Below are 12775 nucleotides of genomic sequence, written 5' to 3' on the forward strand. Positions count from 1 at the left end.
TCTTTTCTTGTAACAAAGTGAAACAATGATGAAAACACTTATAATTAATGTTGTAAGCGTTTGCAATTTGATTCTGATTTGATATAATAGTGTAGATAACTTCTAAAAAAAATAATAATAAATGTATTAAAGAGGAATAAATTATGCAAAAAAAGCAAACGGCTACAATTTATGATGTTGCTAGTCGAGTTGGTGTATCACTAGCAACAGTATCGCGAGTTGTAAATGGCAACAGTAATGTCCGTGAATCTACGAAACGTAAAGTATTGGATGCGATTGAAGAATTAGGTTACCATCCCAATGCTGTAGCACGTGGGCTGGCTTCAAAAAAGACGACTACCATTGGTGTTGTGATGCCAGACGTAACAGACATGTACTATTCAGAGCTGGCACGAGGCATTGATGATGTCGCTAATATGTATCATTATGATGTCTTGCTAACAAATACAGATGAAGATCCTGTGCGTGAAACAATGGCTATTAACAATCTTGCCAGCAAGCAAGTTGATGGCATTATTTTTATGGGCAATGAATTGGATCGTGAAGTTTTAAAGACAATCTCCTCTGTTGATGCACCGGTTGTTTTAGCTGGTTCTATTGATGCTGAAAAGGTTTTGCCAAGTGTTAACATTGACTATATTGCAGCTACTAAAGAAGCGGTTGAAATGGTAGTTAAAAATGGACATGAACGTGTAGCGTTAGTTACCGGACCAATGGAATATGCAATTAACAAACAACATCGCTTAGTTGGCTACCAAGCAGGTCTAGAAGCTGCCGGACAAGAGTTTGATGAGGATTTGTTATTTGCCTCTCATCAGGACTATTCTGCTGGCTATCAAATCGCTGATAAAATATTTGCAACTAATGCAACAGCAGCCATTGTTCATGATGATGAAGTTGCATTAGGAATCATGAATTATATGCGCGATCAAGGGAAGTCAGTTCCTGAAGATTTTGAAATCATCACATCAAATGATACAAAATTTGCAATTGTGACGCGTCCTGCGCTAACATCAATCGGTCAACCTAAGTACGATATTGGTGCAGTCGCAATGCGTATGTTAACTAAATTGATGAATAATGAAGTGGTGGATAACATGCAAGTTACGTTACCACATACATTTGAAAAACGAGGAACAACAATTAATTAAGAAATAATATTGAAATATTTGACATGTTACGTTAATAAAAGTAAAATTAGAGAAATGATGTAGATTTCGTGTATTTGAGATTATTGAGGGAACATAACGGTCAAAATTATGGAAAGTCCAAAAAGACGTTATATCAAGGGATTTGATGGCTTACGTGCTTTAGCTGTCATTGGTGTTATTTTATTTCACTTAATGCCCACAAAATTTGTCGGTGGCTGGTTTGGCGTGCCACTTTTTTTTGTGATTTCAGGATATTTAATTACTGATCAATTGATACAAGAGTTTGATCGTAATCACAAGATTGCAATTTTTAAGTTTTATAAACGCAGATTAAAGCGTTTGTATCCTGCTTTAGTAGCCATGATGTTGATAGTGACTGCGGTGATTTTGCTTTTTGATCATCAGTTAGTCTACAATTTACGTCCTACTGTTGAAACTAATTTATTGTATGTCTTTAACTTTTGGGCAATTGGCCATGGACCGTCCTATTTTCAACAATTTGGTGGTGCTTCGCCTTTCACACATCTATGGTCACTTTCGATAGAGGGACAATTTTATTTTATTTGGCCGATAGTTGTTTGGGCTATTTTACGATTGGGTTTGAAGCGAATAAATATTGCTAGAGTACTAATTTTGCTTTCATTAATTAGTGCAATATTAATGGCTGTTTTGTATGATCCTACTGCTATTAATCGAGTATATTATGGCACGGATACCCGACTATTTGCTATCCTATTGGGCACAGCCCTAGCATTTGTTTGGCCCTCGATTAAGCTCTCTAATCATGTTAGTAGCAAGGTGCAACGCTATCTTAATATTGCGGGATTCTGTTCCTTTTTACTTTGGGGATTAGGAACACTATGGTTGAATGGGCAACATCCTGCGACTTATTATGGATTAATGTACTTGTTAACTATAGCAAGTACTGTTTTGGTTGCTGTAACAGCTCATTCGGCTTCCTGGCATGCCAAAATATTGGATAACAAACTTTTAAATTATTTAGGGAAACGTTCCTATAGTATCTACTTATATCAATTACCAGTTTTTGTGTTTTACGAAAAATTTATCCCACATTATCAACCAAGTGTTTTGAATATATTGATTGAAATTGCGCTTGTTCTGCTGCTAAGTGAAATGAGCTACCGCTATGTTGAAAATTTGTTCCGTAATGGAGAAAACCTGCGCCAAGTTGGTCACTGGTTGGTGCAATCACGTAATCGATTTTTCTTAATTTTAACGCCTGCGCTGATTTTTTTGCTTTTCATAGGTCATGGATTAGCAAGTCAAAATGCTGGTCAACCGCAACCACAGACTGAATTACAAAAGAAATTACTCAAAAATAAATTGGCGGTGAAAAAAAGTAATCAAATCGCTCAAAAATCGGCTAAACACTCTTCTAAGCGATCAAGTAATAAAAACATGTCGGCAGCTGATAAAAAAGTAATTGCAACATATGATTTAAACGCTGCACAATACATGAGCTTCAAGAATATGTCATTTACAGCTATTGGTGATTCGGTTATGTTAGATTCAGCACCATATCTCCAAGACATTAATCCCAAGATAGTGGTCGACGCAAAGGTGGGGCGCCAAGCCTATGAGGCACCGAATTTAGTGAAAAAAATGGCTCGCAACGATGAGTTGGCACCGAACATCTTGGTAGGATTAGGAACAAATGGTGAGATTAGAAGACAAGATTTAGATTGCATGATGAAAACCTTTGGTACAAAGCGACAGGTTTATTGGATTAATAATTTAGTACAGAGTAAACCTTGGCAGAAAGATAACAATGATATGTTGGCGAAAGCTAATAATGATTATAAAAATCTACATATTATTGACTGGTATCGTTTGGCAAAAAAACATTCGGATTGGTTCGCTGATGATGGTGTCCACCAAGGACCTCTTGGCGCACGAAATTACGTCAGATTGATTGTTGAAAAAACAGGTGATGTGAACAAAATCAAGTAAGAATTAGCGCATGCAACGTTTTAACACAATATCATTATAAATTATCCGTCAAAAGTTGAATTTTATACTTATTTATATTAGAATGAATATAAATAAGTGTTTGAGGGGGTATTATGTTTAAAAACATCAGAAAATTAACACCATTTTCACTTGCGTTATTATCGATTGCATTTATCATGTCGATTAGTCAATCTACTATGACAACGGCTTATCCGATTTTGATGAAAAGTTTTAATGTTAACGCGAGCACTGTTCAGTGGTTAACAACAGGTTTTATGGTTGCAATGACACTAGTCATGCCGCTAAGTCCTTGGCTTTTGGATAATGTGTCCTTACGTAAATTACTCAATGGAATTGTAGCCCTTTTTTTACTAGGAACGTTTTTGGCTATGGTTACACCCAACTTTACCGGTATTATTATCGGTCGATTGTTAGAAGGTTTAGCGGTGGGGGCCTTATTTCCAACATTTCAAAGTGTCATCATGGAAAATACTGATAAAAATCAACGAGGTGTCGCTATGGGCGTAGTTGGTTTAGTTATGGGTTCAGCCTTAGCTGTTGGTCCGATTATTTCTGGCGTTGTCCTGCAATGGATTTCTTGGCGTGCTTTATTTATGTTATTTTTTGTCATATTGCTGATTTTGATTATTGTTTTGCAAAATAAAATAGAAAACACGCACACTATGAAACCATCTGAATTCGATTGGTTTTCGGCTATAACCTTACTCGGATTTGGCGGCATTTTGTATGACATTTCAATCATTCCAACATCAGGAATTAACTTCTCGTGGTGGTTGATTTTAATAATTAGTGTCAGTTTATTAGCCATATTTATCGTTCGTCAAGTAAAGTTACCTCAACCGTTTTTAGATTTAGCGGTGCTCAAATATAGAGGCTATGTTCCAGCTATGTTTTTAACGGGATTATCATATTCAGGACTAATTATTGCAACGGTTCTGATGCCTTTGTTTTATCAAAAAGTTTTTCATTTTAGCCCATTGTGGTCAGGACTACTCATGGTACCTGCAGCAATCTTTCTCAGCCAATTGAATCCAAGATCAGGGGCGATGCTCAACAGAATTGGGTTAAAAAAATTAGTTTATATTGGTATGGCAATGATGCTTGTAGGGTATGCGATTTTGGGTACTTTAGGGTCATTTTCGTGGATAGCGTGTTTGATAGCAGCTATGTTACTTGAAGGTGGCAATGCTTTCATTATGATGCCCGCAATTACTGCGGCAAATAACGCACTACCTAAAAATTTAGTTAGTCATGGTACTGCGATTATTACTACGATGCGTCAAGTCATTGGTGCAGGAAGTGTGGTTGTTGCTTCTATTTTAATCACCGCAATTAATACCAATTCATCATTTGTACATGCGTTGTTAATGACAAGTCGCTGGTTTATTGTTGTGCCACTCATTGGATTACTACTGACAGTCAGAATCAAGTCGAATTAACTATTCGGTTGAGAAGACGTGATGCCGACTTGATTGCGTTCCACGATAAAGCATGCTAGTATTGGATATAATAAATTATTAACGGTTGGGCGAAAGCTTCAAGAAGTTAACTAGTCGGGGAGCTAGTTGATTTTTGAAGCTTTTTTCTTTTTGTTTAGGAGAAATAAACGATATGATAAATGTTCTATTATTAATCACAGTAACTCTATTTTTCGGGAAAGTAGCTGTAAAACTAGGCCTTTCAGAGGTCATAGGTCAATTACTTGCTAGCATTGTCTTGGGCATGAGCTTTTTAAACGTCGTTCATAGCACACATTTAGTTCATGTGCTGTCTGAAATTGGTATTTTTATATTGATGCTAAGTTCTGGATTGGCGTCAGATATGAAAACAATGAAAAAATATGTCAAAGCTTCATCATTAATAGCAATCATGGGTGTTGTTATTCCGATGATTGCATTTCCAATTGCGTTTATTTTAATGAGATATAGTGTATCAGTCTCTTTGTTTTCGGGTATAGTTTTTTCTGCCACATCAATATCAATTACATTAGCTGTTTTAGCTGAGCAAAAAAAATTAACATCAGCAGTTGGCGCAATAATATTGTCAGCCGCCATAATTGACGATGTTATTTCATTGCTAGCCGTTACTTTATTTTCCGTATTTATTGGTAATGGTGGCTTCAATATGAGTAGCCTGTTACCATTAATTGCTTTTGTTATCGGCATTTTTCTGAGGAAAACATTGATTGCGGATCAAATATTCGAAAATACAAATCGGGTTGGACAGTGGATTTTTTATCCTATGTTCTTTGGATCAATAGGCTTGAATGTTTCGATAGGACAATTGAACAATAAAATTGTAGCGATTGCCTTATTTATTTTGTTAGCGATTATCACAAAATTTGTTGGATCATGGATTGGAGCTAAAATATCTGGCTTGAACGATACAGCTGCAAAAGCTATTGGTGCGGGTATGGTATCGAGAGGGGAAATGGCATTAGTCATTACACAGATAGGTTTATCATCACAAGTCATTAGCGCTGCAGTCTCAGGAGAGCTTATCTTGGTGATTATTTTTTCTACGCTCATTGCGCCAATTTTAATGAAACCATTATTTGCTAACATATAAAAAGCTTATTTTATATTAAAAAAAGAATATAATGACAAAATAGGTATACGAATCTCATCGATTAGGTTATTCTAAATTATAACTAGTATTCGAAAGGGATCAATTGGGATGAAAAAGCAGGGCATAATTTGTGGGGTTTTAAGTGCGACTTTATTTGGGATTAGTGGCATATTGGCAAGTATTTTATTTCGTAATCAAAATATTAATCCGGAGTGGCTGGTTGGTGTCAGAATGAGCTTGTCAGGAATAATTTTGTTAATTGTATTATTTTGTTTTTCAGGCCGTCGGGTTTTTGAAATATGGTTGAACAAAAAAGATGTTGTTCTAATTATTTTATACGGTATCGTTGGTGTTTTGTTAGCACAATCCAGTTTCTTTTTATCTGTATACTTTGGTGACGCAGCAACAGCAACCATTCTGCAATCACTTGGCCCAACTATCATTGTTATTTTATTGAGCTTAGCGACGAGAACGCTTCCTTCTCGCTTAGATATTTGGTCAATTCTGATTGCCTTAACTGGTGTATTTTTGTTAATTACTAATGGCAACATCAATCAGTTAGTAGTAAACTCTAAAGCTTTATTTTGGGGTATACTATCTGCATTTGGTTTAGCTGCGTATACACTTATTCCAAAACCTTTGCTTGAAAAACAGTCACCCTTGGTTGTAGTTGCTTGGGGGTTATTGGTGGGTGGAACAGCTGAGAACTTTTTTCATCCCATTTGGTATATACCATCTCAGGTGAGCACTAAAGACTGGATTATCATGGTGTTTATTATTATAGCTGGCACATTACTACCATATGCTTTATATGTTATGAGCCTGAGCCAATTAAAACCTACTACAGCAAGTTTATTATCTACCATTGAGCCGATGGTGGCGACTCTTTTGTCGGTGACACTTTTACATGTTCACTTAAGGATGTTTCAAGTTGTAGGAATCTTGTTCATTATTTCAACAATATTTTTAATCAGCTTACCCCTCGAACGTATCTTTAAAAAAAGGCTTAGTGATCCCAAAATAAATTAAGTATTTGCTCAATTTTTCTGGTTTATTTGCATTATTATACTGATAAACTTAAAATGATAGGTAAGAAGTGAGGCAAAACATGACAACAATATATCAACATGGTACATTAGCACAATTAGTAGCGCGCCAAATGTCAGGGACAATAACAGTCGCTGAAATGTTGGAACATGGGGACACTGGCATTGGTACTTTTGAGGGCCTCAATGGTGAAGCTATTTTTCTAAACGGGGAAGCCTATCAAGCTGATAGTACAGGAAAAGTTCACCACATTACTGATAAACAAACTACATTACCTTTTGCATCAATCCATTTTGATCAACCGGAGGCAAGCCAAAAATTACCTTTTAAAAAAATAAAATATAGTAATTTGACTCAGAACTTGAAAGATAAGCAGTTATTTAACGTTTTCTCTGCCTTAAAACTGCGTGGTGAGTTTTCCCACGTTCACGTTCGTATTGTAACAAAACAAGAGAAGCCATATCCAAGTTTGTTACAAGTAGCTGAACAGCAGCCTGAATTCAAAGCAGACAACATAACTGGTACATTAGTTGGATATTATGCACCAAAAGTTTTTGGCGGTCCAACCGCAGCAGGGTGGCATTTACACTTTTTGTCAGATGATTTAACCTTTGCTGGGCACGTTTTGGATTTTGAAGCAACAGATGTCGATGGTACTTTAGAAGTTTTTGATAACTTTTTGCAACATCTACCTATTAATAATGCTGACTTTAGAAGCATGAATCAGGATATAGCTGGTTTGGATAAAGCCATTGAGGCCAGTGAAGGCGGAAAAAATTAGCAGTATTTCCTTTGGCGAATGCTATGTGAAAAGTAATAATATCAAAAAAAGGAGCTCATTGAGCTCCTTTTTAATGTGATCTTGTTTCTTCAATAACATCGCGCATGGTATCAACAACACTCTGAGTATCTTGCGATAAATGTGAACCAACTAAAGTAAATAAAGTATCGATGATTGTAAGTTGTGCGATTAACGAACTCATGGATTCACTTCGGAAATTAACTTCTTCTGCCAATGATAATAATACTAGATCCGCTAGTTTTGCTAGCGGCGAATCTTTAAATGAAGTTACTGCGATAATTTTAACATGTTGTTCGTGCAACTTTTTTGCGATGAGAAGTGTGTCTTTATTTCGACCGGAATGTGAAATAACAACTGCAGTATCATTTGAATTAAGTTTAACGGCTTGCATTAATTGAACATCGTAATCTGGATGAGCGATGACGTCAATTGGAGTACGCAAGAACTTATGGTAAGCATTAAAAGCAACAATAGATGATCCACCGATACCAAAAAAGCCAACGCGACGAGCTGATATTAAAGCCAATGTGGCTTCGTCCAACTGTGTTGCTGTTAAGTTACTAACGGTTGCTGCTAAAGCATTTTCTGCACCGCCAAAAACTTTTTGAGCAACCGCAATGGTATCATCTGTATCAGCTATTTCTCCAAATAAATCGACAGATGCTGCCATTTGCGTGGCAGCACTTGCTAGTGAAACAGAAAATTCACGAAATGATTCTAAGCCGATTTTTTTGACAAAACGTGAAATAGTGGCGGTAGAAACACCTGATAATTCAGACATTTCCTGAATGTTGGCCTCTCGAGCTTCACTAACATGATTAATAATGAAATCAATTAATTTTTGTTCAGTTGTATTATATTGTTTACGTTGTGCCCGTAATTGGGCTATGATGTTATTTGCCATTTTTAATGCTCCAATAAACTAATAATACAAGATTAGAAAACAATTTTCAATAATAAGGTTGCAATGTGTAAATTATTTTCATATAATAAAAGTGTATTAAAAACTCAAAAAACAAAGAGGTAAGTAGACATGAAGTTTGCGATGATCGGCCTTGGTAAGATGGGCTTGAACTTGGTAAAGAACGCCGTTGATAACGGTCACGAAGTTGTTGCGTTTGATTTAAACGCTGACTTTGTTAAGGAAGCAACTGACTATTCAGCATCAGTTGAAGCTGCTTCTGACATTGATGATATGTTGTCAAAGTTGCCATCTCCAAAGGCAGTTTGGGTTATGGTGCCAGCTGGTGTACCAACTAACTCAACAATCGATACATTGATTGAGAAGATGGACAAGGGTGACATCATTATTGATGGTGGTAACTCTAACTACAAGGATAACTTGGAACAAAACAAGCGCACATCTGCTGCTGGTATTAAGTTCTTTGATGCCGGAACTTCTGGTGGAATGAATGGTGCCCGTAATGGTGGTAACTTCATGATTGGTGGCGATGATGCCGAAGCTTGGAAGATCATCGAACCTTTGTTTAAGTCAATTTCTGAAGAAGATGGTTACTTGTACACAGGTCGTTTGGGTTCAGGTCACTACTTGAAGATGGTTCACAATGGTATCGAATACGGTATGATGCAAGCAATTGCTGAAGGATTCGAAGTATTGGAAGCCTCACAATTTGACTACGACTATGAAGCTGTTTCAAAGTTGTGGAACCACGGATCAGTTATCCGTTCATGGTTGATGGAATTGGCTGAAGAACAATTCGCCAAGGATCCACATTTGGATGCTATCGCTGGTCGTATGCATTCTTCAGGTGAAGGTAAGTGGACAGTTCAAGAATCATTGGACTTGGACGTACCTGCACCAGTTATCTACTTATCATTAGCAATGCGTTACCGTTCATTGCAAGATGACACATTTACTGGTAAGGTTGTTTCAGCTTTGCGTAACGGCTTCGGCGGTCACGCAATGGACGCAGCTAAGTAATTAATAGAAAAACTGTTCAGCTTAATGAACAAAGCTCCCGCTTAAGGGAGCTTTTTCTGTTTAGGAGAGAAAATATTAAACGCTTAACATCGATTGGAGGTAAACAAATGGAGTATATGATAGGAGTTGATATCGGCACGACATCAACGAAGGCAGTTCTGTTTGATGATAAGAACGTTGTCGTAGCAAGTGCGAATAAAAGTTATGCTTTGTACCGTGATTTGCCTGATATGGCTGAAGAAGATCTTGATGAACTTTTTGAGGCATTGGTTTCCGCATTATCAGAGGTTGTACGTGTAGCTGATTTGAATAAAGGTAATCAGATTACTGCCGTATCATTTAGTTCAGCAATGCACTCATTAATTGCATTTGATGAAGATTGGAACCCATTGACACGCGCCATTACTTGGGCAGATACGCGTGCGGTGAAATACACCGAAGAATTGAAGGCCAACGGTATAGGCCAACAAATTTATAAAAATACCGGTACACCTATCCATCCAATGGCGCCATTGTCCAAGCTATTATGGTTAAAATCAGAACATACTGATATTTATCAAAAAGCAGCGCATTATTTGGGCATTAAGGAATACTTATTCCATCGACTTTTTGGTTCAAATAAGATGGACATTTCTATTGCTTCTGGAACTGGTTTGTTCAACATTTTTAATTTGGATTGGGATGACCAAGCCTTGTCAGTAACTGGTGTTCGTAAAGAACAGCTGCCACAACCAGTTGAACCTTATGAATACGAAACAAGTATGTTTGAAAAATATGCTGCGTTGATTGGTCTTCCAGCAAACACACCATTTGTTTACGGTGCCGGTGATGGGCCACTTTCAAACCTAGGTGTTAACGCAGTTAAACCTGGTGTTGCGGCAATTACAATTGGTACTTCAGGTGCTATTCGAGTCGTGTCAGAGCAACCGGTTATCGACCCTAAAGGTCGTACGTTCACCTATGCTTTGGATAAAGATAATTGGGTTGTGGGTGGTCCTGTTAATAATGGTGGGGATGTCTTCCGTTGGGCACGTGATAATATGTTTGATGCTGAAAAATCAACAGCTGCCTTACTTGGAAAAGATTCCTATGATTTGTTAACGGAAATTGCCGAGCGTATTCCAGCTGGGTCCGAGGGGTTGATTTTTCATCCATACCTAGGTGGTGAACGTGCACCAATTTGGGATGCCAATGCGCGAGGATCGTTCTTTGGTCTTAATCATGGGCATACGCGTGCACATATGTTACGCGCAGTATTAGAAGGTATTACTTTTAATGTGTTTATGGTTAGCTTGGCACTCGAAGAAGTTGTAGGTGATTTGAAATCAATCCAAGCAACGGGTGGCTTCGCACGCTCACCACTATGGCGGCAAATGTTTGCGGATATTTTTGAACAACCTGTCACAGTTCCAGAGGCATTTGAATCTGGGGCGCTGGCCGCAGTTATTGTTGCACAAAAAGCACTAGGAAAAATTGATAGTTTATATGAGATTGAGAAATACATTGGGGCAGCTAATACGTATTTTCCTGAGCCAAAAAACTTTGAAGCCTATCGAGAATTAGCACCAATCTTTATCCGATTATCTCGTCAATTGCAGACAGAATATCAAAATATTGCTAATTATCAAAGGAAGCATTCAAAATAGTTTAGTAAATAGTTACTGTGTATGAGTGGGGAAGAATGTATTTGTAAATGAAAAGGAGATAACGGTCAGAGACCGTTAATGCAAGTAGATGGAATTTGTTATGTTGATTGTGTCAATTTTGATTTTGCTTATTTTGATTGCAAAGTTAAAGTTAAACACATTTGTTTCACTAATTATTACTGCTTTTATTCTTGCCTTGTTGCTTGGCATGAAGCCCATGGAGATACCAAGTGCCGTGCTTGGTAGCGAAGGAGTAGGAAATATTCTTGGTCCAAACTCGGTAATCTTTATTTTTGGGGGTATGATTGGCCGCTTAGTCGCTGATGCAGGTGGATCATACCGTATTGCCAAAACATTGATTGATTGGTTTGGTGTTAAGCGTCTGCAGTGGGCAGTATTGATCGCATCGTTTATTATTGGTATCTCAATGATTTTTGGTGTTGGTATGGTGTTGTTAATTCCAATCGTATTTGCTGTTGCTATTGAAGCTGGCGTGCCATTGCTTTACTTAGGTATCTCAATGACAGCTGCCTTAAGTTCGGCACAAGGATTTTTGCCACCACAGCCGGCGCCAACAGCTGTTGCCTCAGCTTTAGGTGCTAATATTGGAATGATGTTGATTTTTGGTTTGATTGTATCAGTAATTACTGCAGTTGTGGCCGGCCCAGCATTTACAAAATTAGCACAAAAATATGCACCAGATGCTTTTCAATTTAAAACAGAAATTGAAGCAGTTGGACCCGCAAAAAAGTATGACTTGGATGCGACACCAAAGTTCGGTTTGTCCGTACTAACTTCTGTCTTTCCATTGATATTCATGATCATTGCTACAATTTATAAGTTAATTTACACAGGTGGTGTAACGCCAAAGAACCCAAATACAATTGATCAAATTGTCGAGTTTGTGGCTAATCCTGCAGTAGCTATGACAATCGCACTAGTTTTTGCTATTTTTACAATGGGTATTTGGCAAAAGAAAACAATGGTTGAAGTAGGAAAATCATTGAACGAAGGAATGTCAGCTGTTGCTGGAATTTTGTTAATTGTTGGTGGTGGTGGCGCCTTGCGTGGTGTCTTGGTTACTTCGGGGTTGTCTGACAAGATTGCGACGATTTTCCAAGCTGGTGGTGCCATGAGCCCGATTGCTATTGTGTTGTTTGCTTGGGCTGTTGCGGCAGTCTTGCGAGTTTCAGTTGGTTCAGCTACAGTGGCTGGTATGACTGCGGCGGGGATTGTTACGGGTATTTTAGCCGCCAATCCTGGTAACACATTATTGCCAGTATTCGTAGCGTTAGCTATTGGTGCCGGGTCATTAATAGCTTCACACGTGAACGATGCAGGATTTTGGATTTTTAAAGAATTTTTCGACTTATCAGTTAAGCAGACATTCCAAATTTGGACTGTTTTGGAAACAATTATTTCCGTAACTGGTTTGATTATTATTTTGATTTTAACGTCAGTATTTGCTTAAATTAAAAATGCTATTCCGATTGGAATAGCATTTTTAATTTGGAAAGGTGGTAAGTAACAGATTTATTCTATTAAACTTTATCGAAACGCTATTTTATTATCAAAATCCAACGAAAATAATAATTTGATTGGCATAATCATTCCTTATATGGGAAAC

At 37.5% G+C, this 12775-nt stretch carries 10 protein-coding genes; 9 read left to right on the forward strand and 1 reads right to left on the reverse strand.

Going from position 1 to position 12775, the window contains the following annotated elements; genetic code table 11:
- Nucleotides 1-143: 143 nt before the first annotated feature.
- The 6 genes from ccpA (at nt 144) to budA (ending at nt 7539) form a co-directional block, all read left to right on the forward strand.
- Nucleotides 144-1151, forward strand: a complete 1008-nt coding sequence (gene ccpA, locus RHP56_RS02685; protein WP_011679371.1) for a catabolite control protein A — start codon at nt 144-146, stop codon at nt 1149-1151.
- A gap of 108 nt (nt 1152-1259) precedes the next feature.
- Nucleotides 1260-3122, forward strand: a complete 1863-nt coding sequence (locus RHP56_RS02690; RefSeq protein ID WP_102753121.1) for an acyltransferase family protein — start codon at nt 1260-1262, stop codon at nt 3120-3122.
- Nucleotides 3123-3235: 113 nt separating this feature from the next.
- Nucleotides 3236-4582: an MFS transporter gene (locus RHP56_RS02695; RefSeq protein WP_102753122.1), complete on the forward strand. Its 1347-nt coding sequence runs from the start codon at nt 3236-3238 to the stop codon at nt 4580-4582.
- A 172-nt stretch (nt 4583-4754) separates the two neighbouring features.
- Nucleotides 4755-5711 (forward strand): cation:proton antiporter, encoded by a 957-nt coding sequence (locus RHP56_RS02700; RefSeq protein ID WP_102753123.1) that lies wholly within the window; start codon nt 4755-4757, stop codon nt 5709-5711.
- A 108-nt stretch (nt 5712-5819) separates the two neighbouring features.
- On the forward strand, nt 5820-6740 hold the full coding sequence (locus RHP56_RS02705) for a DMT family transporter (protein ID WP_102753124.1): 921 nt from the start codon (nt 5820-5822) through the stop codon (nt 6738-6740).
- A gap of 79 nt (nt 6741-6819) precedes the next feature.
- Nucleotides 6820-7539 carry an acetolactate decarboxylase gene (gene budA / locus RHP56_RS02710; RefSeq protein WP_102753125.1) on the forward strand — a complete coding sequence of 240 codons (720 nt, stop codon included), beginning with the start codon at nt 6820-6822 and terminating at the stop codon, nt 7537-7539.
- A 70-nt stretch (nt 7540-7609) separates the two neighbouring features.
- On the opposite strand, the gene RHP56_RS02715 is transcribed toward budA, so the two are convergent.
- On the reverse strand, nt 7610-8464 hold the full coding sequence (locus RHP56_RS02715) for a MurR/RpiR family transcriptional regulator (protein ID WP_004164526.1): 855 nt from the start codon (nt 8462-8464) through the stop codon (nt 7610-7612).
- Between the two features lie 129 nt (nt 8465-8593).
- Between RHP56_RS02715 and gnd the strand changes: the two genes are divergently transcribed.
- The 3 genes from gnd to RHP56_RS02730 all read left to right on the forward strand — a co-directional run bounded on the left by gnd (nt 8594) and on the right by RHP56_RS02730 (nt 12619).
- Nucleotides 8594-9502, forward strand: coding sequence for a phosphogluconate dehydrogenase (NAD(+)-dependent, decarboxylating) (gene gnd / locus RHP56_RS02720; protein ID WP_011679377.1), 909 nt, complete (start codon nt 8594-8596; stop codon nt 9500-9502).
- 107 nt (nt 9503-9609) lie between these two features.
- The gene (gene gntK / locus RHP56_RS02725) at nt 9610-11148 is read left to right on the forward strand and encodes a gluconokinase (RefSeq protein WP_011679378.1); all 1539 of its coding nucleotides are present in this window, start codon (nt 9610-9612) and stop codon (nt 11146-11148) included.
- A gap of 88 nt (nt 11149-11236) precedes the next feature.
- Nucleotides 11237-12619 carry a gluconate:H+ symporter gene (locus RHP56_RS02730; RefSeq protein ID WP_025267858.1) on the forward strand — a complete coding sequence of 461 codons (1383 nt, stop codon included), beginning with the start codon at nt 11237-11239 and terminating at the stop codon, nt 12617-12619.
- Nucleotides 12620-12775 lie beyond the last annotated feature (156 nt).

Source organism: Leuconostoc sp. C5 (assembly GCF_056530425.1).